This window comes from Pseudoroseicyclus aestuarii (genome assembly GCF_003217255.1).
Lineage (GTDB): Bacteria > Pseudomonadota > Alphaproteobacteria > Rhodobacterales > Rhodobacteraceae > Pseudoroseicyclus > Pseudoroseicyclus aestuarii.
This window is the reverse complement of record NZ_QJTE01000002.1, coordinates 441,051-465,519: the sequence shown is the minus strand read 5'-3', so window position 1 is coordinate 465,519 and position 24,469 is coordinate 441,051. Positions and strand designations below refer to the sequence as shown.

25 protein-coding genes are annotated in these 24,469 nt (G+C 71.4%); 16 read left to right on the top strand and 9 right to left on the bottom strand.

Annotated elements, in window-relative coordinates; all coding sequences use genetic code 11:
- Positions 1-77: 77 nt before the first annotated feature.
- Complete coding sequence (locus DFP88_RS07055) at positions 78-632, bottom strand: TlpA family protein disulfide reductase (RefSeq protein ID WP_110813745.1); 555 nt, start codon at positions 630-632, stop codon at positions 78-80.
- Between the two features lie 40 nt (positions 633-672).
- Here DFP88_RS07055 and argH point away from each other — a divergent pair, with 40 nt between their 5' ends.
- The 4 genes from argH to DFP88_RS07040 all read left to right on the top strand — a co-directional run bounded on the left by argH (position 673) and on the right by DFP88_RS07040 (position 6,255).
- The gene (gene argH, locus DFP88_RS07050) at positions 673-2,079 is read left to right on the top strand and encodes an argininosuccinate lyase (RefSeq protein ID WP_110813744.1); all 1,407 of its coding nucleotides are present in this window, start codon (positions 673-675) and stop codon (positions 2,077-2,079) included.
- Positions 2,076-2,249: a hypothetical protein gene (locus DFP88_RS17005; protein ID WP_181418583.1), complete on the top strand. Its 174-nt coding sequence runs from the start codon at positions 2,076-2,078 to the stop codon at positions 2,247-2,249. The genes argH and DFP88_RS17005 overlap by 4 nt, the downstream gene beginning before the upstream one ends.
- A gap of 99 nt (positions 2,250-2,348) precedes the next feature.
- Entirely contained in the window at positions 2,349-3,614 is a 1,266-nt protein-coding gene (gene lysA / locus DFP88_RS07045) for a diaminopimelate decarboxylase (RefSeq protein ID WP_110813743.1), read from the top strand.
- 118 nt (positions 3,615-3,732) lie between these two features.
- Complete coding sequence (locus DFP88_RS07040; RefSeq protein WP_110813742.1) at positions 3,733-6,255, top strand: TIGR02302 family protein; 2,523 nt, start codon at positions 3,733-3,735, stop codon at positions 6,253-6,255.
- 7 nt (positions 6,256-6,262) lie between these two features.
- On the opposite strand, the gene DFP88_RS17215 is transcribed toward DFP88_RS07040, so the two are convergent.
- Positions 6,263-7,738, bottom strand: coding sequence for a zinc-ribbon domain-containing protein (locus DFP88_RS17215; RefSeq protein WP_220032299.1), 1,476 nt, complete (start codon positions 7,736-7,738; stop codon positions 6,263-6,265).
- A gap of 187 nt (positions 7,739-7,925) precedes the next feature.
- Between DFP88_RS17215 and DFP88_RS07030 the strand changes: the two genes are divergently transcribed.
- Genes DFP88_RS07030 through DFP88_RS07015 form a run of 4 tightly spaced genes read left to right on the top strand, consistent with a single transcriptional unit; the run spans position 7,926 to position 10,855 of the window.
- Positions 7,926-8,603 (top strand): cell division ATP-binding protein FtsE, encoded by a 678-nt coding sequence (locus DFP88_RS07030; protein WP_110813741.1) that lies wholly within the window; start codon positions 7,926-7,928, stop codon positions 8,601-8,603.
- Between the two features lie 5 nt (positions 8,604-8,608).
- The gene (locus tag DFP88_RS07025; RefSeq protein ID WP_110814175.1) at positions 8,609-9,514 is read left to right on the top strand and encodes a cell division protein FtsX; all 906 of its coding nucleotides are present in this window, start codon (positions 8,609-8,611) and stop codon (positions 9,512-9,514) included.
- Entirely contained in the window at positions 9,511-10,263 is a 753-nt protein-coding gene (locus DFP88_RS07020) for a lysophospholipid acyltransferase family protein (protein ID WP_110813740.1), read from the top strand. The genes DFP88_RS07025 and DFP88_RS07020 overlap by 4 nt, the downstream gene beginning before the upstream one ends.
- Positions 10,250-10,855, top strand: a complete 606-nt coding sequence (locus DFP88_RS07015) for a pyridoxamine 5'-phosphate oxidase family protein (RefSeq protein WP_110813739.1) — start codon at positions 10,250-10,252, stop codon at positions 10,853-10,855. The genes DFP88_RS07020 and DFP88_RS07015 overlap by 14 nt, the downstream gene beginning before the upstream one ends.
- Positions 10,856-10,928: 73 nt before the next feature.
- Here the strand turns inward: DFP88_RS07015 and DFP88_RS07010 are convergent, their stop codons facing one another.
- Positions 10,929-11,891 carry an acetyl-CoA carboxylase carboxyltransferase subunit alpha gene (locus DFP88_RS07010; protein ID WP_110813738.1) on the bottom strand — a complete coding sequence of 321 codons (963 nt, stop codon included), beginning with the start codon at positions 11,889-11,891 and terminating at the stop codon, positions 10,929-10,931.
- Positions 11,892-11,973: 82 nt separating this feature from the next.
- Positions 11,974-12,198 (bottom strand): hypothetical protein, encoded by a 225-nt coding sequence (locus DFP88_RS07005; RefSeq protein ID WP_110813737.1) that lies wholly within the window; start codon positions 12,196-12,198, stop codon positions 11,974-11,976.
- Positions 12,199-12,343: 145 nt separating this feature from the next.
- Between DFP88_RS07005 and dgcN the strand changes: the two genes are divergently transcribed.
- The gene (dgcN, locus tag DFP88_RS07000; protein WP_110813736.1) at positions 12,344-13,345 is read left to right on the top strand and encodes an N-acetyltransferase DgcN; all 1,002 of its coding nucleotides are present in this window, start codon (positions 12,344-12,346) and stop codon (positions 13,343-13,345) included.
- On the opposite strand, the gene DFP88_RS06995 is transcribed toward dgcN, so the two are convergent.
- The gene (locus DFP88_RS06995) at positions 13,342-13,923 is read right to left on the bottom strand and encodes a GNAT family N-acetyltransferase (RefSeq protein ID WP_110813735.1); all 582 of its coding nucleotides are present in this window, start codon (positions 13,921-13,923) and stop codon (positions 13,342-13,344) included. The two genes, dgcN and DFP88_RS06995, sit on opposite strands and share 4 nt — an antisense overlap.
- Before the next feature lie 246 nt (positions 13,924-14,169).
- Here DFP88_RS06995 and DFP88_RS06990 point away from each other — a divergent pair, with 246 nt between their 5' ends.
- The 3 genes from DFP88_RS06990 (at position 14,170) to DFP88_RS06980 (ending at position 16,120) form a co-directional block, all read left to right on the top strand.
- Positions 14,170-14,940 (top strand): redoxin domain-containing protein, encoded by a 771-nt coding sequence (locus DFP88_RS06990; RefSeq protein WP_110813734.1) that lies wholly within the window; start codon positions 14,170-14,172, stop codon positions 14,938-14,940.
- Positions 14,941-15,029: 89 nt separating this feature from the next.
- The gene (locus DFP88_RS06985; RefSeq protein WP_110813733.1) at positions 15,030-15,791 is read left to right on the top strand and encodes an AzlC family ABC transporter permease; all 762 of its coding nucleotides are present in this window, start codon (positions 15,030-15,032) and stop codon (positions 15,789-15,791) included.
- Positions 15,788-16,120, top strand: a complete 333-nt coding sequence (locus DFP88_RS06980; RefSeq protein WP_110813732.1) for an AzlD domain-containing protein — start codon at positions 15,788-15,790, stop codon at positions 16,118-16,120. Before DFP88_RS06985 ends, DFP88_RS06980 begins: the two co-directional genes overlap by 4 nt.
- Here the strand turns inward: DFP88_RS06980 and DFP88_RS06975 are convergent.
- On the bottom strand, positions 16,117-16,764 hold the full coding sequence (locus DFP88_RS06975; protein ID WP_181418582.1) for a hypothetical protein: 648 nt from the start codon (positions 16,762-16,764) through the stop codon (positions 16,117-16,119). The two genes, DFP88_RS06980 and DFP88_RS06975, sit on opposite strands and share 4 nt — an antisense overlap.
- A gap of 10 nt (positions 16,765-16,774) precedes the next feature.
- Entirely contained in the window at positions 16,775-16,909 is a 135-nt protein-coding gene (locus DFP88_RS06970) for an aa3-type cytochrome c oxidase subunit IV (RefSeq protein WP_110813731.1), read from the bottom strand.
- A gap of 161 nt (positions 16,910-17,070) precedes the next feature.
- Here DFP88_RS06970 and DFP88_RS06965 point away from each other — a divergent pair, with 161 nt between their 5' ends.
- The gene (locus tag DFP88_RS06965; RefSeq protein WP_110813730.1) at positions 17,071-18,360 is read left to right on the top strand and encodes a cation:proton antiporter; all 1,290 of its coding nucleotides are present in this window, start codon (positions 17,071-17,073) and stop codon (positions 18,358-18,360) included.
- Here the strand turns inward: DFP88_RS06965 and DFP88_RS06960 are convergent, their stop codons facing one another.
- Positions 18,361-19,356, bottom strand: coding sequence for a hypothetical protein (locus tag DFP88_RS06960; RefSeq protein WP_110813729.1), 996 nt, complete (start codon positions 19,354-19,356; stop codon positions 18,361-18,363).
- 25 nt (positions 19,357-19,381) lie between these two features.
- Positions 19,382-19,852 carry a transcription elongation factor GreA gene (gene greA / locus DFP88_RS06955; RefSeq protein ID WP_110813728.1) on the bottom strand — a complete coding sequence of 157 codons (471 nt, stop codon included), beginning with the start codon at positions 19,850-19,852 and terminating at the stop codon, positions 19,382-19,384.
- Between the two features lie 220 nt (positions 19,853-20,072).
- On the opposite strand from greA, the gene DFP88_RS06950 reads away from it, so the two are divergent.
- From DFP88_RS06950 to DFP88_RS06940, 3 genes are all read left to right on the top strand, one after another.
- On the top strand, positions 20,073-21,743 hold the full coding sequence (locus DFP88_RS06950) for an electron transfer flavoprotein-ubiquinone oxidoreductase (RefSeq protein WP_110813727.1): 1,671 nt from the start codon (positions 20,073-20,075) through the stop codon (positions 21,741-21,743).
- 102 nt (positions 21,744-21,845) lie between these two features.
- Positions 21,846-23,552, top strand: coding sequence for a tetratricopeptide repeat protein (locus DFP88_RS06945; protein ID WP_110813726.1), 1,707 nt, complete (start codon positions 21,846-21,848; stop codon positions 23,550-23,552).
- Positions 23,549-24,424 carry a 4-(cytidine 5'-diphospho)-2-C-methyl-D-erythritol kinase gene (locus DFP88_RS06940; RefSeq protein WP_110813725.1) on the top strand — a complete coding sequence of 292 codons (876 nt, stop codon included), beginning with the start codon at positions 23,549-23,551 and terminating at the stop codon, positions 24,422-24,424. The genes DFP88_RS06945 and DFP88_RS06940 overlap by 4 nt, the downstream gene beginning before the upstream one ends.
- Positions 24,425-24,469 lie beyond the last annotated feature (45 nt).

Genomic DNA, 24,469 nt, shown 5'->3' with positions numbered 1-24,469 from the left:
CCCTCTCATCTTCTCTTCGAAAATATCCCGGGGGAAGCGGCCGCAGGCCGCCGGGGGCAGCGCCCCCCAGCGCCGCCTCAGCCGCCGGTCATCTCGGCGATCAGCGCCCGCGCCTCCGGCGCGTTCCAGTCGGCTTCGCCCTGCAGCCGCGCGACCTCGCGGCCCTCGGGGTCGAGGATCACGGTCACCGGCAGGCCGAGGATGCCCATCTGGCGCGACAGGCCCTGGCGCGGGTCGGTGTAGCGCGGCAGCGCCTCGGCCCCGGCCTCTTCGAGGAAGGCCGCCATGCCGGCGGGATCGTTGCGGCCCACGGCGATGGTGACGACGTCGAAGCCCTCGCCGCCCATCTCGGCGCCCAGCGCGGCGAGATGCGGCATCTCGACCCGGCAGGGGGCGCACCATGTCGCCCAGAAGTTCACCAGGTGCCAGCCCTCGCCCAGATCGGCGAGGGTCATCTCCTGCCCCTCCTCGTTCTGGAAGGGGGCCTCGGTGGTCTCCATCGGCGCCTCGTGCAGCGCGAGCTTGCGCATGTCGCCCGCGAGAAGCGGCTCGAGGCGGGCGGGATCCCAGTCCTGCGCGTTTGCAAGGGTCGTTGCGGCAAGATAGACAGCCGCGGCGGCAATGATGCGCATGAAACCTCCTTCGGGGGGCGTGATCGGCAGGGACGAACCTATGGACCAGGGCAAGGGCGACAAGAGCGGCGCCAACGCGATGTGGGGCGGCCGCTTTGCCGCCGGACCCAGCGCGATCATGGAGGCGATCAACGCCTCGATCGGCTACGACAGGCGCCTCGCGCGGCAGGACATCGAAGGCTCCCGCGCCCATGCCACCATGCTTGGCGACACCGGCATCCTCGGGTCTAAGGATGTCGAGGCGATCCGGGAAGGCCTGCTCACCGTCTTGTCAGAGATCGAGGGCGGCGAGTTCGAATTCTCGGCCGCGCTCGAGGATATCCACATGAACGTCGAGGCGCGGCTGCGCGCTTTAATCGGCGAGGCCGGCGGACGGCTGCACACCGGCCGCAGCCGCAACGACCAGGTCGCGCTGGATGTGCGGATGTTCGTCCGCGACCAGTGCGACGCGGCGGATCAGGCGCTCGAGGCGCTGATCCGCGCGCTGCTGGCGCAGGCCGAGGCCGGGGCCGATTGGGTCATGCCCGGCTTCACCCACCTGCAGGTCGCGCAGCCCGTCACCTGGGGCCACCACATGATGGCCTATGTCGAGATGTTCGCCCGCGACCGCGACCGCTTCGCCGATGCGCGCAGGCGGATGAACCTCTCGCCGCTGGGCGCCGCCGCGCTGGCCGGCACCTCCTTCCCGATCGACCGGCATGCCACCGCCGCGGCGCTGGGCTTCGACGGGCCGATGCACAACAGCCTCGACGCCGTGGCCGACCGCGATTTCGCGCTGGAGTACCTCTCGGCCGCGACGATCTGCGCGCTGCACCTCTCGCGCCTGTCGGAGGAGCTGGTGCTCTGGTCCACCGCGCAGTTCCGCTTCGTCGCCATGCCGGACGCCTGGTCCACCGGCAGCTCGATCATGCCGCAGAAGCGCAATCCCGACGCCGCCGAGCTGATCCGTGCCAAGATCGGCCGGATCATGGGCGCCTCGGTCGCGCTGACGACGGTAATGAAGGGCCTGCCGCTGACCTATGGAAAGGACATGCAGGAGGACAAGGAGCCGATCTTCGACGCCTCCGATTCGCTGATGCTCTCGCTCGCGGCGATGACCGGCATGGTCGCCGAGATGAGCGCCAATCCCGAATCCCTGCGCGCCGCCGCCGCCACCGGCTTTTCCACCGCGACGGATCTGGCCGACTGGCTGGTGCGTGAGCTGGGCCTGCCCTTCCGCGAGGCGCATCACGTCACCGGCAGCCTTGTCGCCAAGGCCGAGGCCAAGGGCGGCGACCTGCCGGACCTGACGCTGGAAGAGATGCAGTCCGTGCACCAGGGCATCACGGCAGGCGTCTTCGACGTTCTGGGGGTCGAGAACTCGGTCGCGAGCCGCACCTCCTACGGCGGCACCGCGCCGTCCGAGGTGCGCCGCCAGATCGCCCGCTGGCGCGAGGTGCTGGGATGATCCGGTTTGCCCTGCCCGCCCTGCTGATCCTCGCGGCCTGCGGCGCCGATGGCCCGCCAGAGGCCGGTGGGCGCGTGCCCTATGGCGCGCCGGCCGTCGAGACGCAGCCCCGGATCGGCGGCGGCACGCTGAGCGTCAGCGGCAGCATGAGGACGGGGGTTCGGCTTTGAGGCCCCGGCGTGGCGCGCCCGCCAGCGGCGCGCAGTGAGTATTTAGACGAAACATGAAGGAGGGGGGCGCGCCCCCTTCCCCGGCGGCGGGAGAGGCTGATGGACCATTTCCTTTACAAGGCCGGGCGCCTCCATGCCGAGGAGGTGCCGCTGGATGAGATCGCGGCCGCGGTCGGAACCCCCGTCTATGTCTATTCGGCGGCAACCTTGCTGCGGCACCTGAAGGTGATGCAGGAGGCGCTGACGGGGCAGCCGCACCTCGTGTGCTTCGCCGTCAAGGCGCTGGGCAATGTCGCGGTCCTGAAGCTGCTGGGCGATGCCGGGGCAGGCATGGATATCGTCTCGGGCGGGGAATACGCGCGGGCCCGCGCCGCCGGCGTGCCGGGCGAGCGGATCGTCTTTTCCGGCGTCGGCAAGACGCGGGACGAGATGCGGATGGCGCTGGAGGGCGGCATCCGGCAGTTCAACCTCGAGAGCGAGCCCGAGATGGAGGCGCTGTCTGAGGTCGCCGCCGGGATGGGGGCCGTGGCGCCGGTGACGATCCGGGTGAACCCGGATGTCGATGCCAAGACCCATGCCAAGATCTCGACCGGCACCTCGGAGACGAAGTTCGGCATCCCGATCGCCCGGGCCTCGCAGGTCTATGCCCGCGCCGCCGCCCTGCCGGGGCTGCGGGTGGTCGGGGTCGACGTGCATATCGGCAGCCAGCTGACCGAGCTGGGGCCCTTCGAGGCGGCCTTTTCCAAGGTCGCGGCGCTGGTCGAGGCGCTGCGCGAGCAGGGCCACGAGATCGCCCGCATCGACCTCGGCGGGGGCCTGGGCATCCCCTATACCCGCAGCAACGAGGCGCCGCCCCTGCCCTTCGACTACGGCGCGCTCGTGCAGCGCACCGTCGGCCATCTGGGCTGCGAGATCGAGGTCGAGCCGGGGCGCCTGATCGCCGGCAACGCCGGGGTCCTCGTCAGCCGGGTGATCTACGACAAGGCCGGCGAGGGGCGCGATTTCCTGATCCTCGACGCCGGGATGAACGACCTGCTGCGCCCGGCGATGTACGACGCGCACCACGACATCGTCCCGCTGGCGGAGCCCGCGCCGGGCGCCGAGGCGCGCAGCTACGACGTGGTCGGCCCGGTCTGCGAGACCGGCGACACCTTTGCCCGCGCCCGCGCCCTGCCGCCGATGGCCGAAGGCGATCTCGTCGCCTTTCGCAGCGCCGGCGCCTATGGCGCGGTCATGGCGGGCGAATACAACGCCCGGCCGCTGATCCCCGAGGTGCTGGTCCAGGGCAATCACTTCGCGGTTATCCGCGCCCGCCCGACCTATGAGGAGATGATCGCCCGCGATAGCATCCCCGCGTGGCTGTGACCGCCGGAGCCGCGCCATCCCCCGCCCGGCCCGCCATGGCGAGGCCCCCCGCGACCGGAGCACCAGTGCCCTGACCGACGAGACCGGCCAGACCGACCAGCCCACCGGGGGCACCGCGCTGCCGCATCTGCGGCGGCCGCTGGCATGGACGCGCGCCGGCATGGTGGCCGAGCGGGCGCTGCGGGCCTTCTGGCCGCTCTGGGTGGTGATCGCGCTGGCCCTGGCGCCGCTGATCGCCGGCTGGCAGGACAGCCTTGCCATCGAACTCGTCTGGAGCTGGCTGGTCGCGGCCCTGCTCGCCGCGCTGGGCGCGCTGGGCTGGGGCCTCTGGCGTTTCCGCTGGCCGAGCCGCGCCGAGGCGCTGGAGCGGCTGGATGCCGCGATGCCGGGGCGGCCCATTGCGGCGCTGGCCGACAGCCAGGCCGTCGGGCGCGGGGACGCCGGATCGGAGGGGCTGTGGCGCGCGCACCTCGAGCGGATGACCCAGCGCACCCGCGCCGCCCGCGCCGTGCCGGGCAATCTGCGCCTCAACAGCCGCGATCCTTTCGGCCTTCGCTACATCGCCCTGCTCTTCGTGGTGACGGCCCTGCTCTTCGGCTCTGTCTGGCGGGTGGGCAGCGTCGCCACGATGACGCCCGGAGGCGGCGCGCAGCTGGCCCAGGGCCCGGTCTGGGAGGGCTGGATCGAGCCGCCCGCCTATACCGGCCTGCCCTCGCTCTACCTCGCCGATATCCCGCCGGGCCCGCTCGAGGTGCCGCAGGGCAGCGCCGTGACGCTGCGCCTTTATGGCGAGGTCGGCGCGCTGACCGTGGCCGAGACCGTCTCGGGCCGCACCGAGGATATCGAGCCTGCCAGCGCGGCGGCGCAGGATTTTGCCGTGACGCAGGCCGGGACCCTCTCGATCGACGGGCCGGGCGGTGCCGAATGGGAGATCTCCGTCCTGGCCGACCGCGCGCCCGAGGCGCGGCTGACCGGCCCGATCGAGGTCGATGGCGAGGGGCAGATGAGCCAGCCCTTCGAAGCCGCGGACGATTACGGCGTGACCGGGGGCAGCGCGCGCATCGTGCTGGACCCGGCGCGCGTCGATCGCAGCCACGGCCTTGCGACAGAGCCCGATCCGCGGGAGCCTCTGACCGTCGACCTGCCGATGCCCTTCACCGGCGACAGGACCGAGATCGAGGGCGTGCTGGCCGAGGATTTCTCGCAGCATCCCTTCGCCAACCTGCCCGTGACGATCCAGCTGACCGCCGAGGACGCGGCGGGGCAGAGCGGCACCTCCGAGCAGCGCGAGATCGTGCTGCCGGGGCGCCGCTTCTTCCAGCCGCTCGCCCGCGCGGTGATCGAGCAGCGGCGCGATCTTCTGTGGTCGCGCGGCAATGCGGGGCGCGTCCTCGACCTCTTGCGCGCCGCCAGTTACCGGCCCGAGGAGATTTTCCCCAACCAGACCACCTACCTGCGCCTGCGCGTCAGCCTGCGCCGGCTGGAGGCGCTGGCCGATGCGCCCGGCGGGTTGACCGCCGAGGGGCAGGAGGAAATCGCCCAAGCGCTTTGGGACCTGGCCGTGCAGCTCGAGGACGGGACGCTGGGCGACGCGCGCGAGCGGCTGGAGCGGGCGCAGGAGCGGCTGGCCGAGGCGATGCGCAACGGCGCTTCGCCCGAAGAGGTGCAGGAGCTGATGCAGGAGCTGCGCGAGGCGACGCAGGATTACCTCAGCATGCTGGCCCGGAACGCCGAGCCGGGCGAGGAGATGGCCGACCGGCCGCAATCCGGTCAGGGCGAGGGCATGGAGGTCACCCAGGACGAGCTGCAGGCCCTGATGGACCGCATCCAGCAGCTGATGGAAGAAGGCCGCATGGCCGAGGCGCAGGAGCTGATGGAGCAGCTCAACCAGATGATGGAGAACCTGCAGGTCACGCAGGGCCAGGGCGAAGGCGGCCCCGGCGAGCAATCCATGGAACAGCTGGGCGACACGCTGCGCGAGCAGCAGGATCTCTCGGATCAGGCCTTCCGCGACCTGCAGGAGCAGTTCGGATCCCCCGGCCAGCAGGGACAGGGCGGCAAGGGGCCGCGCGGCGGGCAGGCCGGCGAGCAGCCGGGCGCAGAGACGGGCGAGGCCCCCGGCGATGAGACGGGTCCGGGCAGCCTAGCCGACCAGCAGCAGGCCTTGCGGGACGAACTCGACCGCCAGCGCGGCCAGCTTCCCGGCCTCGACGGCGAGGCGGCCGAGGCGATGCGCGGCGCGCTGGACCGGGCCGAAGAGGCGATGGACGGGGCCGAGCAGGCGCTGCGGCAGGACGATCTTGCCGGCGCCATCGACCGCCAGTCCGAGGCGATGGACGCGCTGCGCGAGGGGATGCGCAACCTCGGGCAGGCCATGGCGGATGCCCGCCGCGACGGTCAGCCCGGCGAGGATGGCGCGGCGGGCCGCGAGACTGGCCGGCTTGAGCCGGCGCAGCGCGACCCGCTGGGCCGCGAGCTTGGCGAGGGCGGGCGATCGGGCACCGAGCAGGGCATGCTCGAGGGGGAGGATGCCGACCGCCGGGCGCAGGAGCTGCTGGGCGAGATCCGCCGCCGCGCCGCCGAGCAGGAGCGCCCCGAGAGCGAGCGGGACTACCTCAGGCGGCTTCTGGACCTGTTCTGAGCGGCGCCTAGGCGCCCTCCGAGAGGCGCGCCATCAGGTCCTGAACGACGGTATCGAGCCGCAGCCGGCCGTGATCGACAGCCTCGGCATAGCCGGCCAGCGGCGCCGAGAGCGCGGGCACGGCGCTGGCGATCCGCGGCGCCTGCACATAGACCAGCGTCAGCAGCGCCAGCCATAGAACCGCCAGACCGAACCCAAGGCGGAACCCCCGGCGCGACCGCGCGGCCCGGCGCCGCGGCTCGTCCGCGGGCCGGGACTCGCGGTCCTCGGCGGAGCGCAGCGAAGAGTTGATCGCCTCGAGATCGGGCAGCAGCGCCTCGTGACCGGGCTGCGCCTCCCGGCGCAGCGCCTGCTGCCGGCGCGGGGCGGCCTCTTCGTGAACCGCCTCCATGCTCGGTTTGATCATCTCGCGCCGCACCTCGGCGGGCTCTTCCGCCTCCGCGGGCTCGATCCCATCCTGCGGCAGGTCCTGCGCGACACGGCGCGGGCGGCGGGGCCGCAGGGCCGGCGCCGAGGTATCCGGCACCTCCTGCCCCGGCGCATCCTGCTCCGGCATCTCGGCTGCGGGCCCCGTCGCGCTGAGCGAATCGGGGATGCCGCGGCCGCTGCGCGGCGGCAGCTCGGCCCCCGGGCGCCCCTCGGGGCCGGTCTCGGCGCGCGGCCGCGCGGGGCGGCGGGGCATCACCTCGGCGCGCGGAACCTCGGGCGCGGCCCGCTGGTCAGAGGAGGCGCCGGCACGGCCGCCGGCCCGAGGCAGAAGCTCGACATGGCCGGGCAGATCGCCCTCCTCCTCGTCCGGATGCTCCGCTTCGGCCTCGTCCTGGTCGTCGAGCGGGGGCCAGGCACCGGCGGCCGCCTCCGCCGCCTCGTCCTCGGCATAGGCCTCGTCGCGGGCGGCCAGCGTGCGCCGCGCATCCTCGTATCCCGCGTCGTCGGGATCGGCGATGCCGGCGCCGTAGGTCTCGACCTCCTCTTCCTCTTCGTGCCCCGGATCGAGCCAATCCGACTCCTCGAAGTCCGGGTCGCCGTCGTGATCCTCCTGCGGCGCGTCAGGCTCCTCCTCCGAAGGGGGCTCTTCCGGCTCCGGCTCCGCCGGGTCCGGCTGATCGGTGCCCGCCTCGGCGGCGCGGACGCGGCGCTCGTGCTCGGCCTCCTCGCGCAGGATCGCGGCGATCTCGGGGGTGACGGTGCTGCGCGGCAACCCGCGGGCCGGCGCCTCGGCGGCAGGCGCAGGTTCGGGTTCGACCTCGGGCTCGGGCGCGACCTCCGGTGCCTCCTCCCAAACCTCTCGGCCATAGGCTTCCTCGGCGGCGCCGGTCATCGCCGCGGCGTCGAGGTCGTCCTGCGGCCCCTCGGCATCGACCATCGGCTGCTCGAGCCAGACGGCGCCGCAGTTCGAACATTCGACATCGCGCCCCTCGGGCGGAATGGCGTCCCGAGGCACCTCGTATTGCGCCCCGCAGGTCGGACAGATCAGACGCATCTCTTGGCCCCACTTCCATCGCGCTGGCGCGATCCAGGCAGGATGCGCAGCGGCTTGCCCGCCACCCTAGCAACGCCCCCCCGCTTCGCCAAGCAACCGGGGCGATGATGGCCTCGGCGGCCGGGCGCCGTTGAAACCCGGCGACACATTCGGCATTAGGACCCGGCAGCAGACAAAGGGGCTGGCGGTGATCGAGCTGAGCGAGGTGGCCTACAGCTATGGCGGCGGAGCGCTGTTCTCTTCGCTCTCGCTGGCGCTGGCGCCCGGATCGTTCCACTTCCTGACCGGCCCCTCCGGCTCGGGCAAGACGACGCTGATGAAGCTGCTCTATGCCGATCTGCGCCCGACCTCCGGCGAGGCCTGGCTTTTCGACCAGCCGGTCAGCGCCATGGGCCGCGAGGAGGTGACGCTGGCGCGGCGCCGGATCGGCGTGGTGCACCAGGACGTGGCCTTCCTCGATCACCTGTCGCTGGCCGAGAACATCGGCCTGCCGCTGACCGTCTCGGGGCGCGGCGCAGAGGCGGCGCAATACGTGCCGGACCTTCTGGCCTGGGTCGGCCTCAGCCACCGCGCCGAGGCCCGCCCGCCCGAGCTGTCAGGCGGAGAGCGGCAGCGCGCCGCCCTTGCGCGCGCTGTGATCGGCGCGCCCGACGTGGTGCTGGCCGACGAGCCGACGGGCAATGTCGACTGGGCCATGTCGCAGCGCCTGCTGACCCTGCTGATCGAGCTGAACCGCATGGGCACCGCCGTCCTCGTGGCGACGCATGATCTGAACCTGATCCGCCAGTCCAAGGCGCAGGGCGTCGTGGCGCGCACTCTGCGCCTGAAGGAGGGCCAGCTGATGGCCGCGGGGGCAGAGCTGTGAGCGGCCTGCCGCCCCGCCTCGCCGCGCTGCTGTCGCTTCTGGCGGGCGATCCGCAGGCCGACCGCGCGGTGCCGCCCACCGGCTTTACCGCCACGCTGACGCTGCTGACGGCAGCGGCGATGACCTTCCTCGCCGTCTTCGCGCTGGCGCTGTCGTTGGCGACGGGGCGGCTCGCTGACCGCTGGGCCGACGAGCTGGCGAATACCGCGACACTGCGCATCTCGGCCCCGGCCGAGCAGATGGCGGCGCAGACCCGCACCGCGCTCGAGGTGCTGGGCCAGACGCCCGGCATCGCCAGCGCCCGCCCGCTGGAGGACGCCGAGGAGGCGGCCCTGCTGGAGCCCTGGTTCGGCCCCGGCCTGCCGCTGGACGCCCTGCCGATCCCCCGGCTGATCGAGATCACCGAGACCGGCGAGGGCTATGATGCCGCCGGCTTGCGCGCCCGCCTTCAGGCCGAGGTGCCGGGCGCCATGCTGGACGATCACACCCGCTGGCGCGAGCCGCTGGTCGCCGCCGCGGGCCGCGTGCGCCTGCTGGGCTGGACCGCGCTGCTGCTGATCGCCGGTTCGATGGCGGCGATGATCACGCTGGCGGCGCAATCGGCACTGGCTGCCAATGCGCAGGTGATCCGCGTGCTGCGGCTGATCGGCGCGCGCGACACCTACATCGCCCGCGCCTTCGTGCGCCGTTTCACGCTGCGCACCCTGATGGGCGCCGCGATCGGCATGGTGCTGGGCGCGCTGGCGCTGGTGCTGCTGCCCGATGCCGGCGATGCCGGCGGCTTTCTGACCGGCCTCGGCCCGCAGGGGGCAGAGTGGCTCTGGCTGCCGCTGCTGCCGCTTCTGGCCGCCGCAACCGCCTTTGCCGCGACCCGCGCCGCGGCCCTTCGCACTTTGGAGCGTCAAGCATGACCAAAGCCATCCGGGGGCTGCGTTCGGCCCTCTACCTCGCGGTGATCTATCCCCTGATGGCGATCTACGGCATCGTCTTCCTGCCCTGGGCGCTGCTCAGCCCGAAGGGCGCCCGCTTCGCCTGCCGCGCCTGGGCGCGCACCGCGATGGCGCTGGCCCGCCCGATGATCGGACTGCGCTGCGAGGTGCGCGGCACGCCGCCAAAGGGCGAGGTGCTGATCGCCGCCAAGCACCAGAGCTTCCTCGACATCCTGATGATCTACGCCGCGCTCGAGCGGCCGCGCTTCATCATGAAGCGAGAGCTGCTCTACACGCCCGTCATCGGCCAATACGCCTGGCGGCTGGGCTGCATCCCGGTGGACCGGGGCCGCCGCGCGCAGGCGGTGAAGAAGATGGTCGACGACGTGGAGGCGGGCCGCCGCGAGCCGGGGCAGCTGGTGATCTACCCGCAGGGCACCCGCATCGCCCCCGGCGCCCGCGCGCCCTACAAGGTCGGCGCCGCCGTGCTCTACCAGGCGATGAATGCCCGCTGCGTGCCCGTAGCCTGCAACGTCGGGCTGTTCTGGCCGCGCAAGGGCATCCTGCGCCATCCCGGCACCGCCGTGGTGGAGTTCCTGCCCGAGATCGAGGCCGGCCTGCCGGTAGCGGAGTTCACGCAAAGGGTGCAGGATGTCATCGAGGCGCGCTCGGACGCGCTGATGGCAGAGGCCGGGTTCGTCCCGCGCGGGGTCCCGCATGAAGACGATTGACGATATCGCCGCGCTCGAGGCGGTCTACGACATAAGGCCTTCCGGGCCCGCGCAGGTGAAGGTGACGGATCGGCTGATCCCGACCTATGCCGCCTGGATCGCCCGCGCGCGCTTCGTCGTGCTGACGACCGTCGGGCCCCAGGGCACGGACGGCAGCCCGCGCGGCGACGACGGCCCCGTGGTGCGCATCGTGGACGAGCAGACGCTCTGGCTGCCGGACTGGCGCGGCAACAACCGCATCGATTCGCTGCGCAACATCGTCCGCGACGGCCGCGTCAGCCTGATGTTCATGGTCCCCGGCAGCGGCAACGTGATGCGGGTGAACGGCACCGCGGTTTTGACCGCCGACCCGGCGGTGACGGAGACCTTCGAGCAGCGCGGCAAGCACCCGCGCAGCGTCATCGTGGTCCGCGTGGCCGAGGTCTATTCGCAATGCGCCCGCGCGCTGATCCGCTCGGGCCTGTGGACCCGCGGCGACGAGAGCGCGGGCCTGCCCAGCGTCGGCGAGATGCTGGCCGAGGTGCAGGCTGATTTCGACGGCCGCGCCTATGATGCGGAGTGGTCGGGCCGGGCGGCGAAGACGATGTGGTAAGGCGCCGCAGGCCGCGGCGCGATCAGTCAGACGAGGAAGGCCCGGCGCCGCGAGGGCGCCGGACAGACGGCGCTCAGGCGGCCAGCCCGTTCTTGCCCATGCCGAGAAACTTCTTCCGGCGGTCGTCGCGCAGGGCCTTGGGCTTGGTCCCCGCCATGGAGCCCAGCGCCTTGAGGATCTCGGCGCCGACGGCGTCGATGGCCTGCTTCGGGTGGCGATGGGCGCCGCCCAGCGGTTCGGGCACGATGGCGTCGCAGAGGCCCAGCGTCTTCAGATCCTGCGCCGTCAGGCGCAGCGCGGCGGCGGCCTCCTGCATCTTGCCGGCATCCTTCCACAGGATCGAGGCGCAGCCTTCGGGCGAGATCACCGAGTAGATCGAATGCTCCAGCATCAGCACGCGGTTTGCGGTGGCAAAGGCCACGGCGCCGCCCGAGCCGCCCTCGCCGATCACCACGGTGACCATTGGCACGCCCAGTTGCAGGCAGCGCTGGGTCGAGCGGGCGATGGCCTCGGACTGGCCGCGCTCCTCGGCGCCCTTGCCGGGATAGGCGCCGGGCGTGTCAACGAGGCTGACCACCGGAAGGCCGAAGCGGTCCGCCAGATCCATCAGGCGGATCGCCTTGCGGTACCCCTCGGGGCGCGCCATGCCGAAGTTGTGCTCGATCCGGCTTTTGGTGTCGTTGCCCTTCTCGTGGCCGATGACCACGACGGGCGTGCCGTCGAGCCGCGCCAGACCGCCCATCACCGCGTGATCGTCGGCAAAGTTCCGGTCACCGGCGAGCGGCGTGTAATCGGTGAAGAGGCGCGCGATGTAGTCGCGGCAATGCGGCCGCTCGGGGTGCCGGGCGACCTGGCATTTGCGCCAGGCGTCGAGGCCGCCGTAGAGCTGCTTGAGCATCTCCTCGGCCTTCTTGTCGAGCGCCTGCGATTCCTTGTCGACATCCGCCTCGGGGTTGCGGCGGGCGAGGGCGCGCAGCTCGGCGGCCTGGCCCTCGATCTCGGCGAGCGGCTTCTCGAAGTCGAGGTAGACGGTCATGCGGGCATCCTGTCGCGATTGGCCTTCGGCCTCATATGCCGCCCCGGCGGCAGTGATGCAACGGGGGCGGCCGGCGCGAAGGCTAGCCGCGCCCGTCGCGGATCAGGAAACTGCCGATGCCGAAGACCACCGCGACGCCCAGCAGGGCCCCGCCGAGGCCGGTCAGGCTCTGCACGTCCTCGGGCGTCATGGTCTCTGGTCCCAGAAGGAAGGGCGCGGCGAAGATCGCGCCCCCGACGACGAGGCCGACAACCGCGAGAAAGCGCAGTGCGCGGCGCTTCGTGCCTTGGGTGTCGCTGCGGGCCATAGGTCTCTCCTTCCACGAGTTTCCGGCCGGCGTCCTAATCGCGGCCCGGACGGCGGTCCAGCGGGCGGGGCCCCGGGCCAGCCGAATTTCGCTTGCACATCCGATGGCTTCAGCCAGTCTCGCAGCCGTAGCGCAGGAGTTCCCGATGATCCCGACCCCTTACCTGTTGTTCCTGGGCGATGCGCCCGATCCGCTCGCCGCGAAGGTGGCGCAGGGCATCCGCGACTGGCGTCCCGAGAATGCCGTCGGGCAATTGAGGATGGAGGGCTGCCGCGCCGACATGCGCCTGCCCGACATGACGCTGGCCGAGGCGCGCGAGGCCGGCGCGAAGACGCTGGTGATCGGCGTCGCCAATCGCGGCGGCGTCATTTCCGAAAGCTGGAAGGCCGTCCTGCGCGAGGCGCTGGCCGAGGGCTTCGACATCGCCTCGGGGCTGCACAACCTGCTGCGGGACGAGCCCGACCTCGTCGCCGCGGCGCAGGAGCATGGGCGCACTCTGCACGACGTTCGGGTGCCCAGCGTGAAGTATCCCATCGCCAGCGGCGAGAAACGCAGCGGCAAGCGCTGCCTCGCCATCGGCACCGATTGCTCGGTCGGCAAGATGTACACGGCCATGGCGATGGATGCCGAGATGCAGCGGCGCGGCCTGCCCTCAAGCTTCCGCGCGACCGGGCAGACCGGCATCCTGATCACCGGCGAGGGCGTGCCGCTGGACGCGGTAATCGCCGATTTCATGGCCGGCAGCATCGAGTGGCTGACGCCGGACAACGATCCCGATCACTGGGACATGATCGAGGGCCAGGGCAGCCTGTTCCACGTCTCCTATTCCGGTGTCACGCTGGCGCTGATCCACGGCGGCCAGCCCGATGCGCTGATCCTGTGCCACGAGCCGACGCGAACGCATATGCGCGGCCTGCCCGGCTACAGCCTGCCCAGCCTCGAGGCGCTGCGCGACACCGGCCTGACGCTGGCGCAGGTGGCGAACGCGGAGTGCCGCGTCGTCGGCATCTCGGTCAACACGCAGCACCTGAGCGAGGCGGAGGCTGAGGCCTATCTTGCCGAGGTCGAAGACCGGATGGGCCTGCCGGCGGTCGATCCCTACCGCCAGGGCGCTGGCCGGCTGGTCGAGGCGCTGGAGGCGCTCTAGCCGATCCGGCGCACCATGGTCGTGGTGCCGCGAAACCCGAGGAGCCAGCCCAGCGGGGCGCTCGACCGGCGGCGCAGCACCACGAAGCCACGCCGCCGGTACAGCGCCAGCGCCCGGTCGTTGCCCTGCACCACCTCGAGCCGCATCTCGCGGTAACCGCGTGCGGCGGCCTCGCCCGCCGCCGCTTCGATCAGGCGAGAGCCGACGCCCTGGCTGCGCGCCTCGGGCGCGACGAAGATCCCGTCGAGCAGGAACCGCTCGTTGTCGGTATCCTCCTGCAGCAGCGACAGCAGCGCCCCGCGCCATAGCGCGCCCCAGAGGCCGTAGACGGCGGCCAGCTCTCGCATCCCGCCGCCGACCAGCGATCCCCGCTGCGTCTTGAAGCCGGCAACCCCCAGCAGCCTGCCCTGCCCGTCGCGGGCGCAGTAGGCATGATCGGGCCGCAGCATCGGGCCGATGAAGCGCAGCGCCCGCTCGCGCGGGCCAAGGCTGCGGCCCAGCTTGGCGCCGAAGGCGTCCCAGTACATCTCGGCGATGCGCATCCGCTCGCTCTCGGCGAAGCCCAATTCGATTCGCATCGCGGGTCAGACCGCCGGTTCGGCCAAAGATGACCTCATCGCTGCCTCTCTCTCGCCATCCCGGAGTGGGACTGAGACTCCTGTCGCAGATCCGCACGAACGGCCTGCCTGTCGTGGCAAAAGGCGCAATGGCGCCCAGTTTAATGGCAAAACGCCATCCAAAGCTGCGATTTACGCCCGAACGGCGCCTCATTCGTTAAGTAATACTGCAAATCGTACAGATGCAGCCCGCTAGGAAATCGCGTCATGTCTTACCAGTTCTTTACCGGCCGCGGTCGCAACGGCGAAAAGGTCATGCTGCCCCAGGCCTTCCGGGAAAAGCTGAAATGGCGTCCCCGCATCGGTGATCAATTTCCGCACTTTATCGGCAGTTCCACCCGCGGCACCATCGATTTCCGCCGCTGGGCCGAGGGCAGCTGGGTCGTGTTCTTCAGCCAGCCGGGCACCTTCAGCTCGGTCTGCACGACGGAAATGGGCATGTTCGTCCGCGACCAGGAATTGTTCGAAGAGCGCGGGATCAAGCTGATCGCCCTCGCCAAGGAAGACCTTGGAGAGCAGCAGTCCTGGCTGCGCGAGATCGAGCGTCTTTACGGCGCTCGCGTCGATTTCCCCTCGGTCGAGGATCCGACGGGCATGCTCTCGACGGCCTTCGGCATGACGACGGATCGCGAGATCGCACCCGAACCGGCGCGAATCACCTTCATCATGGATCCGCATCGCGTCATCCGCATGATCAGCGAGCATCCCCTCGCCATCGGCCGTTCGAGCGACGAGTTCCTGCGCACTATCGACGCGCTGCGCACGCATACCGAGAAGGACTGCTACACGCCCGGCGGCTGGCGCCCCGGTGACGAGGTCCTCGTTCCAGACGAGATCGCCGATGACGATGTCGAGACCCGCTACGGCGAATCGCGGCGCTTCAACGCCTACCTGCGGCTCTTCGACCCCGCGCGGGCCCGTGCGGGCGCGCTCGAAGGTGATGGCAGCAGCGACGAGGCCCAGCTGCAGGACGACTAGTCCGCGCGGCGCCCCGGCGCGGCGCACCCGCATTGCCTCCCGCCGCCCGCGCGGATAGCCTCTGCCGGCCCGAGCCAGCGGATTAGCCCGTGACCGACCAGCCCGACACCCCGACCCCGCCGGAGGCGGCGACACCGGCTGCCCGCGCCTTCGGGCACGGGCTTCGGGACGGTCTGCCCTTCCTGCTGGTGCTGACACCCTTCGCGCTGGTCTTCGGCGTCGCCGCGCGGGAGGCCGGGCTCGACGTGCTGCAGGCGCTGGCATTCTCGGTCGCCGTCGTCGCGGGGGCCGCGCAATTCGCCGCGCTGCACCTGATGCTGGACGAGGCGCCGCTGGCGATCATCCTGCTGACGGCGCTGGCGGTGAACCTGCGGATGGCGATGTACTCCGCCGGCCTCGTGCCCTGGCTGGGGCAGGCGCCGCTCTGGCAGCGGGCCTGCGTCGCCTATCTGACCGTCGATCAGACCTATGCCTGCTCCGTCGCGCGGTTCGAGAAGAACCCGCAGTGGTCCACCCGCACGCGCATCCTCTACTTCCTGGGCTGCGCCACGCCGGTCTGCCCGATCTGGTTCGTGATGACGCTTGTGGGCGCGGTGATCGGCAGTGCCCTGCCCGCCTGGCTGGCGCTGGATTTCGCCATGCCGATCTGCTTTCTCGCGCTGATCGCGCCGATGCTGCGCAGCCTGCCGCATCTCGCCGCCGCCGCCACCTCGATCCTGCTGTCGCTGGGCCTGGCCTTTCTGCCCTACAACACCGGCGTCCTCGTCGCGGCGCTGGTGGCCATGGCCGTCGGCGCGCAGTGCGAGGTCTGGCTGAAGGCCCACGGCCCCCGCCGCGCGAGGGCTGCATGATCCCGACCTGGCTGATCTGGACCGTCATCGCCCTGCTGGGGGTGGGCACGCTGCTGCTGCGGTTCTCGTTCCTGGGGCTGATCGGCCAGCGGCCGCTGCCGGACTGGGCTTTGCGCCACCTGCGCTATACCGCCGTCGCGGTCCTGCCGGGCCTCGTCGCGCCGCTGGTGCTCTGGCCCGAGGCGACGGGCGGGGCGACGGATCCGGCCCGCCTGCTGTCGGCGCTGGCGGTGCTGGGGGTCGGCGTCCTGTCCCGCAGCACGATCGGCGCGATGCTGGCCGGGGCCGCGACGCTCTATGCCGTGCTGATCCTGCTGGCGGTCGTCTAGTCCGCGGCCGCGCCGAGGCGGGCATCCAGCGCCTGCCGCCGCTCCTCGAGCGTGCCGCCATCCTCCTCGCGGGTGATGCGGGTCTCGACGCCGGGAATGCGGGCCATCTGGTCCATCAGCCGGTCGGGGAACAGCGCCGGGCGGATGCCCTCGAAGCCCTCAAGCTGCTGCAGAAGCCGCCCCGTGGCGATGGTGCAGCGGGTGCGCGGCACCGGGCCGGCCTGCTGCGCCAGCGCAAGCGCGGCCTGCGCCGTCTCGGGCGGCACGGCGACGCGCTGCGCGACGACGTAGTACTCGTCGCGGGCATGGAAGCTGACGTAAACCTCGGCCACCTGCTCGGTCACGCCATAGATCAGGTCGTTCCGCTCCGGCAGGGCCGCGGTCTCGAAGCTGCCGGCAGGATCGAAGATCACCCGCTGGTCGGCCTCGATCATCAGCGCGGTATGGGCGCCGTTGTCGCTGCCGCTATTCTTCATCGTGAAAAGGGTCAGCGCCGTCTCGCCGGTCACCGGCGCATAGGCCTGCGCCACCGCCTCGTCCGAGGCCCAGACGCTGGGCGCGGCGCAGCCCTGCAGCGCGAGCGGCACCAGCGGCAGGCCAAGCAGGACGGCACGCCGGTTGGGGCGCGAGGCGGGGCGGGTCAAACCGGCGGTCTCAGGCGTTGATGAGGGCAAGCAGGACCAGCAGGAGAATGATGACGGCCACGGCGCGACCGACCAGCCAGATGAACCCCTCGAAGGTCCGCTCCTGCGGGCGCACATCCATGCTGCCGTGACTATGCTCAGCCATCTGGCTCTCCTGCCTCTTGCCTCTGGCGCCGTCATAGCCCAGCGCCGCGCCGCTGTCACGCCGCCTCCCGCGGGCAGGCGGCACGACATGCGACAAAAGCGGTTCATCCTCTGGGCTTGCCGCGCTACCGCTGAGCGGCAGCAGCAGCAGAGACCGGACCGATGAACCCACTCGATCTCTTCACCCTCGCCGGCGCGGTGTTCCTTTTCGCGCTGATCTCGCGGCGCGGCGAATCGGGCTCGCTAACCGGGCCGATGGTCTTCACCCTTTTCGGGCTGCTGATCGGCGAGGCGGGGCTCGACCTCGTGGCGCTGCCGATCCGGAACGAGGGGATCAACCTGCTGGCCGAGATCACGCTGGTGCTGGCCCTGTTTACCGATGCCGCGCGGATCGACGTGACCCGGCTGACGCGCGAGCATGACCTGCCCTTCCGGATGCTGGGGATCGGCCTGCCGCTGACGATGATCCTCGGCACGCTGGTCGCCTGGTGGCTGTTTCCCGGCCTCGGGCTCTGGCCGGCGGCGGTGCTGGGGGTGATCCTGGCCCCCACCGATGCCGCGCTGGGGCAGGCGGTGGTCAGCAACGACAAGGTGCCGCAGCGCATCCGGCAGGGGCTCAACGTCGAAAGCGGGCTGAACGACGGGCTGGCCTTCCCGGTGCTGCTGATCGTCCTGTCGCTGGCCTTCGAAGCCTCGGAGACGCGCGGTGCGACCGGCTGGGGCCTTTTCGTGCTGCGGCAGGTCGGCTTCGGCCCGCTAGCCGGCCTCGCCGTCGGGCTGATCGGCGCCCGCCTGGTCGAGGCCTGCGCCCGCCGCGGCTGGATGAACGAGACCTTCCTGCAGATCTCGGTGCTCTCGCTGGCGCTGCTGGCCTGGGCGGGGGCCGAGCTGGTCGAGGGCAACGGCTTCATCGCCGCCTTCGCCGCGGGCGCGGCGGTCGCCAGCCGCTCGCGCCGGATCCTCGATGCGATCGAGGATTTCGGCGAGACGGAGGGCCAGCTGCTGAGCCTGATCGTCTTCCTGCTGCTGGGCGCGATCCTGCTGCCGCAGGCCCTTCCGGACCTGTCATGGCGGCACCTCGTCTATGGCGCGCTGTCGCTGACGGTGATCCGCATGCTGCCCGTGGCGCTGTCGCTTGTGGGCACGCGGATGCTGCCCGCGACGGTGGCCTTCCTCGGCTGGTTCGGGCCGCGGGGGCTGGCGTCGATCCTCTACCTGCTGCTGATCCTCGAAGGCGACGCGCTGCCCGAAACCGCCACGGACATCCTGCCCGCGGTCCTCGTGACGGTGCTGCTGAGCGTTGTGCTGCATGGCGCCAGCGCCGCCCCGCTGTCGCGCGCCTATGGCCGCTACATCGCCGCGCGCCCCGACTCCGGCTCCGAGGATCGGCCGGTCTTCCCCTTCCCCACCCGGATCAGGACCGCCCGCGAGGTGGAGAGGCGTGCCGAGTGATCAGGCGAAAGTGCCCGTCACCCGGCCCAGCAGCATGAAGGCGCGGGCGGTGCGGGTATCGGACAGGGCCGCAAGCTCCACGTCCGAAGCCTCGGCCTCGAGCCGGACCAGCGTGCGGTCGAAAAGCCGCAGGAAGTGGTGCGCCGCGTCGCGAAAGATCGTGTCCTCGCGCATGCGGGTGCTGGTGACGGCCAGGACGGTCTTGTCGCGGATACCGCCAAGGGCCGCGACCGCCCGCCCCCGCTCGCCCCGGGCGAACTGGCGCCAGACCTCTGGCCGGGCGCGATCGGGCGCCATGTCGTCCATGTAAAGCCCGTCCTGCCCCAGCAACGTCAGCACGTCCTGGCTGGCCTGGATCATCTGCCGCAAGGCGTGGTCGCGCAGACCGCGGCGCAGCGCGGCGATGCCGGCGCGGTCCTCGGCGCTGTCGGGGAAATTCAGCGCCAGGATCTGCGTGGCGACGGGCAGCGCCGGCTGGTCGAGGTCATCGGGTTCGAAGGCCAGGGCCTGCTGCCCCTCGGCGGGCGCGGGCGCTGGCTCGGGCGAGGGGGCGCGCGGGGAGGCGGCAGGCTCAGGCCGCGCGGCGGAGATCTGCGCCAGCGCCTCAAGCGTGCCGCGCTGCTGCTGCGCGATCTCCGCGAGCCGGCGCTCCAGCGCGGCGGGAAGGGCGGCGGTCTCGACGGCCGAGGGTGCGGCGGCGGGCTGCTTGCCCGACGCACGCTCCAGCCCGCGCAGATCCTGCCGCAGCGCCTCGAGTTGCGCGGACAGGGTCTGCGCCTCCTGCCGGGCCAGACGCTGCGCGTGCAGGCCCTGCCCCGCCAGCCCCAGCAGCCCCGCCGGCACCAGCACCGCGACCAGAGCCGCCGCGCCGAAGCCGGTGACAACCGCCAGCCAGAGGAGCCCGCCGATCAGCCAGACGACCGCCGCGCCCAGCAGCGCCAGCTCGGGCGCCGCCCAGTCGAAGGATGCCAGCCCCTGTCCTTGCGGTCCCGTCATCGCAGGCCCCCGCCCCGGCGCGCTCTCAGCGATAGATCACCGAGAGAACTTCGTAGCTCTTCTCGCCGCCGGGCGTGCGGACCTCGACGCTGTCGCCTTCGTCCTTGCCGATCAGCGCGCGGGCGAGCGGCGACTTGATGTTCAGCCGGCCCTTCTCGATGTCGGCCTCGTATTCGCCGACGATCTGGTAGGTCTTCTCTTCCTCGGTGTCCTCGTCCACGAGCTGCACCGTCGCGCCGAACTTGATCGCGCCGGACATCTTCTTGGGGTCGATGACATCGGCCAGGCCGATCACGCCCTCGAGCTCCTTGATCCGGCCCTCGATGAAGCTCTGCTTTTCCTTGGCGGAGTGATACTCGGCGTTCTCGGACAGATCGCCATGCTCGCGCGCCTCGGAAATGGCCTGGATGATCTGCGGACGCTCGACCGACTTGAGGTGCTTGAGCTCGCCGTCCAGCTTGTCGAAGCCGGCGCGGGTCAGCGGAATCTTTTCCATGGGCTCTGCCTCCCGGCCCCTCGGGCCATCAAAAATCATCGCGCTTCATAAGTCGGTCGGGGCGGGCTGTGTCAAGGGGCGCCCCCGGCGGCTGCGCGGGCCCCCGCGCCCTGCCGGCCCGGAACCCTGCGTCCCGGCAGGCGCCGCGGCAATTGCCCCAGCGCCCCGGCGCTGCTACCGATTCCGTCAGCCCTGCAGCCTTGACGCCAGAGGACACCCGATGACCGAGACAGCCCCGCAGCCCGAGATCGCGCGCGACGCCATGGACTACGACGTGGTCATCGTCGGCGCCGGCCCTGCCGGCCTCTCGGCGGCGATCCGCCTCAAGCAGCTGGACCCCGAGCTGTCGGTGGTGCTGCTCGAGAAGGGATCCGAGGTCGGGGCGCATATCCTCTCGGGCGCGGTCCTCGACCCCGTCGGCCTCGACGCGCTACTGCCCGACTGGCGCGAGCAGGGCGCCCCGGTGACGACGGAGGTCACGCAGGACAAGTTCTACCTCATGGGCGAGGGCGGCGCGATCACGGTGCCGAACTGGCCGATGCCGCGCTTCATGCACAACCACGGCAATTACATCATCAGCCTCGGCAACCTCTGCCGCTGGCTGGCCGAGCAGGCCGAGGCGCTGGGCGTCGAGATCTTTCCCGGCTTTTCCTGCTCCTCCCTCGTTCACGGCGAAAACGGAGAGATCGCGGGCGTCGTGGCGGGCGAATTCGGCCGCAACCCCGACGGCACCCCCGGCCCCGCCTACGAGCCGGGGCTGGAGCTGCGCGGCAAGTACGTGATGCTGGCCGAAGGCGTGCGCGGCTCCCTCTCGAAGCAGGCGATCGCCGAGTTCGGCCTGCAGGAGGGGCACGAGCCGCAGAAATACGGCCTCGGCATGAAGGAAATCTGGGAGATCGACCCGGAGAAGCACCATCTGGGCCGCGCCGTGCACACCATGGGCTGGCCGCTCGCGGGGAACGGCGATGGCGGCGGCTTCATCTACCACGCCGAGGGGAACCAGGTGTACCTCGGGCTCGTCGTCCACCTTGGCTACAAGAACCCCTATCTCTACCCCTTCAGCGAGTTCCAGCGCTGGAAGCATCACCCGATGATCGCCGAGCTTCTGAAGGGCGGAAAGCGCGTCGCCTACGGCGCCCGCGCGATCACCGAGGGCGGCTGGCAGTCGCTGCCCACCGCGGCCTTCCCGGGCGGGATGCTGCTGGGCTGCGCCGCCGGCATGGTCAACCTGCCGCGCATCAAGGGCAACCATAACGCCATGCTCTCGGGCATCGCCGCCGCCGAGGCCGCGCAGGCCGCCATCGCGGCGGGCCGCGCCGGCGACACGCTGGCCGAATACGACACCGCCCTGCGCGAGGGGCCGGTGGGGCGCGACCTTTACCGCGTGCGCAACGTCAAGCCGATGTGGTCGCGCTGGGGCCTCAAGGGCTCTCTGCTGCTGGGCGGACTCGACATGTGGACAAACGCGCTGGCCGGGCTGTCCCTTTTCGGAACGCTCAAGCACGGCAAGACCGATGCCGAGGCGACCGAGCCGGCCGAGAAGCACAAGCCGATCGCCTATTCCAAGCCCGACGGCAGGCTCAGCTTCGACCGGCTGACCGACGTCAGCTTCTCGGGGACCAACCACGCCGAGGATCAGCCCTGCCACCTCGTGCTCAAGGATCCGGCGGTGCCGATCCAGCGCAACCTGCCGCTCTACGCGGAGCCAGCGCAGCGCTACTGCCCGGCCGGCGTCTACGAGGTCGTCGAGGAAGAGGGGAAGGATCCGCGCTTCGTGATCAACTTCCAGAACTGCGTGCACTGCAAGACCTGCGACATCAAGGATCCCAGCCAGAACATCCTCTGGACGGTCCCGCAGGGCGGCGACGGGCCGAACTACCCGAACATGTGACCGCGGCTTTCCGCTGAAACCGGGGCGGGGGCGATTGCGGCCCGCCGCCGCGGTCACTAGCCTTGGGCCCGCATGCAGCCGATGCCGAAAGGGCCGACCTGAATGAGACCGATCCCGGACCTCGCCCGCCGCATCCTCTCGCCCCTCGTCCTTGCAGCCGCCCTCGGCACCCCGGCCCTCGCCGCGCCCGATGCCGCCGATTATCTCAGCGCGCGCAGCGCCGCGGCGGCGCATGACTACGCCGTCGCCGCCGACCGCTTTCTCGCCGTGCTCGAGGCCGATCCCGAGGCCGGGCCGCAGATCACCGAATCCGCCCTCGCCGCGCTTCTCGCCGCGGGCGAGGTCGACCGTGCCCTCGACCTGCCGGACGAGCGGCTCGAAGGCGACAGCCAGATCGCCGGGCTGCTGCGGCAGATCCGCGCCGCTCGGGCGGGCGACTGGGAGGGCCTGCTCTCGGTGATCGATGCCGGCGACGACGACCTGCTCGTCAATGCCCTCTCGCGCGGCTGGGCGCTTTACGGCACGGGCGACGTCGAGGCCGCGCGCGGCAGCTTCGCCGCACTGGCGGAGTCGCCGGGCCTGCTGCCCTTCGCCCTTTACCACGAAGCCCTGATGCTGGCGGCCTCCGGCGATTTCGACGCCGCGGCCGAGATCCTCGACCGACCCGAGGCCGAGGGCCTGCTGCGCAGCCGCCGCGGCGCGCTGGCCTACGCCCAGATCCAGGCGCAGAGCGGCAATGGCCCTCAGGCAGCCGAGCGGCTGCGCGGCCTCTTCCCCGGCGGCCTCGACATCGCCATCGGCGCGCTCGTGGAGCGGATCGAGGCGGGAGAGGACATCGCCTTCGACCTCGTGCAAAGCGCGCAGGACGGCCTGGCCGAGGTGCACTTCTCCTTCGCCGGGGTGCTCGAAGGCGACGCCCCGCCCGAGAGCACGCTGATCTTCGCCCGCGCCGCGCAGGCGCTGAAGCCGGACCATGTCGACGCGCTCCTGCTGCTGGGCAACATCCTGGGGCGGCTGGGCCGCCCGGACCTCGCCGGGGAGAGCTTCGCCGCGGTGCCGCGCAACGATCCCTCCTTCCCGCTGGCCGAGCTTGGCCGGGCCGAGGCGCTTGCCGCCGCCGAGCAGCCGGGCCGTGCCATCGAGGTGCTGCAACAGCTGACCGCCGCCGATCCGGAGCTGACGCAGGCGCAGGTCGCGCTGGGCCAGATGCTCTCGCGGCAGGACGATCTCGCCGGCGCCGAGGCCGCCTATACCCGCGCCATCGAGCAGACGCCCGAGGGCAGCGGCTGGTGGCTCCTCTACGCCCGCGGCATGGCGCGCGAGGCGCAGGGCAACTGGGACGGCGCCGAGGCGGACATGCGCGCCGCGCTCGATGTCACGCCGGATCAGCCGGCGGTGCTGAATTTCCTCGGCTACTCGCTGGTCGAGCGCGGCGAAAGGCTCGACGAGGCGCTGGGCATGATCGAACGCGCCGTGGCCCTGCGGCCCGAGGATGGCGCGATCGTCGATTCCCTCGGCTGGGCGCAGTTCAAGCTGGGCCGCTACGCGGAGGCGGTCGGGAACCTCGAACGCGCCGTCTCGCTGCTGCCGGTAGACCCGATCCTGAACGATCACCTCGGCGATGCCTTCTGGGCCGTCGGGCGCCTGTCCGAGGCGCAGTTCCAGTGGCGCCGCGCGCTCTCCTTCGATCCGGAGCCCGAGGAGGAGCAGCGCATCAGGCAAAAGCTTGAGCGCGGCCTCGACGCGGTGCTGGCCGAAGAGGGCGCAGACCCGCTGCGCAACACCGCGGACGGACAAGAGGCGCCATGACCAAGGATACCGGCGCCGCCCCGGCGAAGGTGAATTTCACCCTCCATGTCACCGGCCGCAGGGCCGGCGGCTACCATACGCTCGACAGCCTCGTCGGCTTCGCCGGTTTCGGCGACCACGTCAGCGCCGTCGCCGCCACCGAAGTGACGCTCGAAATCGGCGGCCCCTTCGCGGCGGGGCTGCCTACGGATTCCGGCAATATCGTCGTGAAGGCGGCGCAGATGCTGCGCGAGGCGCGGGGCGTGACACTCGGCGCAAGGATCAAGCTGACCAAGGCCCTGCCCCATGCCGCCGGCCTCGGCTCCGGCTCGGCCGATGCCGCGGCGGTGCTGCGGGTGTTGGCAAAACTCTGGGGCGTCGCGCCCTTCGCCCCCGGCGATCCCGAGGTCGCGGAGCTCGGCGCCGATGTCCCCGTCTGCCTCCAGGCTCCCCATGCCGCCCGGATGTCGGGTATCGGCGAGGTGCTCTCGCCGGTGCCGCGCCTGCCGCAGATGGGCCTGATCCTGGTGAACCCGAAGATCGAGGTGCCGACGGCAAAGGTCTTCGCGGCCCTCGAAAGCCACGCCAATCCCGCCATGGACGAGATGCCCGAGGGCCTCGATCTCGACGGCTTCTGCGCCTGGCTCGCCGCCCAGCGCAACGATCTCCAGCCCGCCGCCGAGGCGATCGAGCCCGAGATCGCCCGCGTGCTGCAGCGGCTGCGCCGGATCCCGCAGGTCAAGACGGCCTTCATGTCCGGCTCGGGCGCCACCTGTGTCGGCATCACCCGCGACGTGGCCCAGGCCCGCGTCGCCGCGCGCGGGCTGCAGATCGCCGAGATGGGCTGGTGGGTCGCCCCCGCCCCGCTCCTGACCGGAACCGCCCTGGCCTGAAGCCGCCCCCTCTTCTCTTTGGAAATATCCCGGGGGTGCGGGGGC

Excerpts from the sequence above, each read along its gene's own strand:
- DFP88_RS07055 (WP_110813745.1), bottom strand. The coding sequence starts at position 632 with ATGCGCATCATTGCCGCCGCGGCTGTCTATCTTGCCGCAACGACCCTT.
- argH (WP_110813744.1), top strand. The coding sequence starts at position 673 with ATGGACCAGGGCAAGGGCGACAAGAGCGGCGCCAACGCGATGTGGGGC.
- DFP88_RS17005 (WP_181418583.1), top strand. The coding sequence starts at position 2,076 with ATGATCCGGTTTGCCCTGCCCGCCCTGCTGATCCTCGCGGCCTGCGGC.
- lysA (WP_110813743.1), top strand. The coding sequence starts at position 2,349 with ATGGACCATTTCCTTTACAAGGCCGGGCGCCTCCATGCCGAGGAGGTG.
- DFP88_RS17215 (WP_220032299.1), bottom strand. The coding sequence starts at position 7,738 with ATGCGTCTGATCTGTCCGACCTGCGGGGCGCAATACGAGGTGCCTCGG.
- DFP88_RS07020 (WP_110813740.1), top strand. The coding sequence starts at position 9,511 with ATGACCAAAGCCATCCGGGGGCTGCGTTCGGCCCTCTACCTCGCGGTG.
- DFP88_RS07015 (WP_110813739.1), top strand. The coding sequence starts at position 10,250 with ATGAAGACGATTGACGATATCGCCGCGCTCGAGGCGGTCTACGACATA.
- DFP88_RS07010 (WP_110813738.1), bottom strand. The coding sequence starts at position 11,891 with ATGACCGTCTACCTCGACTTCGAGAAGCCGCTCGCCGAGATCGAGGGC.
- DFP88_RS07005 (WP_110813737.1), bottom strand. The coding sequence starts at position 12,198 with ATGGCCCGCAGCGACACCCAAGGCACGAAGCGCCGCGCACTGCGCTTT.
- dgcN (WP_110813736.1), top strand. The coding sequence starts at position 12,344 with ATGATCCCGACCCCTTACCTGTTGTTCCTGGGCGATGCGCCCGATCCG.
- DFP88_RS06995 (WP_110813735.1), bottom strand. The coding sequence starts at position 13,923 with ATGCGAATCGAATTGGGCTTCGCCGAGAGCGAGCGGATGCGCATCGCC.
- DFP88_RS06990 (WP_110813734.1), top strand. The coding sequence starts at position 14,170 with ATGTCTTACCAGTTCTTTACCGGCCGCGGTCGCAACGGCGAAAAGGTC.
- DFP88_RS06980 (WP_110813732.1), top strand. The coding sequence starts at position 15,788 with ATGATCCCGACCTGGCTGATCTGGACCGTCATCGCCCTGCTGGGGGTG.
- DFP88_RS06970 (WP_110813731.1), bottom strand. The coding sequence starts at position 16,909 with ATGGCTGAGCATAGTCACGGCAGCATGGATGTGCGCCCGCAGGAGCGG.
- DFP88_RS06965 (WP_110813730.1), top strand. The coding sequence starts at position 17,071 with ATGAACCCACTCGATCTCTTCACCCTCGCCGGCGCGGTGTTCCTTTTC.
- DFP88_RS06960 (WP_110813729.1), bottom strand. The coding sequence starts at position 19,356 with ATGACGGGACCGCAAGGACAGGGGCTGGCATCCTTCGACTGGGCGGCG.
- greA (WP_110813728.1), bottom strand. The coding sequence starts at position 19,852 with ATGGAAAAGATTCCGCTGACCCGCGCCGGCTTCGACAAGCTGGACGGC.
- DFP88_RS06950 (WP_110813727.1), top strand. The coding sequence starts at position 20,073 with ATGACCGAGACAGCCCCGCAGCCCGAGATCGCGCGCGACGCCATGGAC.
- DFP88_RS06945 (WP_110813726.1), top strand. The coding sequence starts at position 21,846 with ATGAGACCGATCCCGGACCTCGCCCGCCGCATCCTCTCGCCCCTCGTC.
- DFP88_RS06940 (WP_110813725.1), top strand. The coding sequence starts at position 23,549 with ATGACCAAGGATACCGGCGCCGCCCCGGCGAAGGTGAATTTCACCCTC.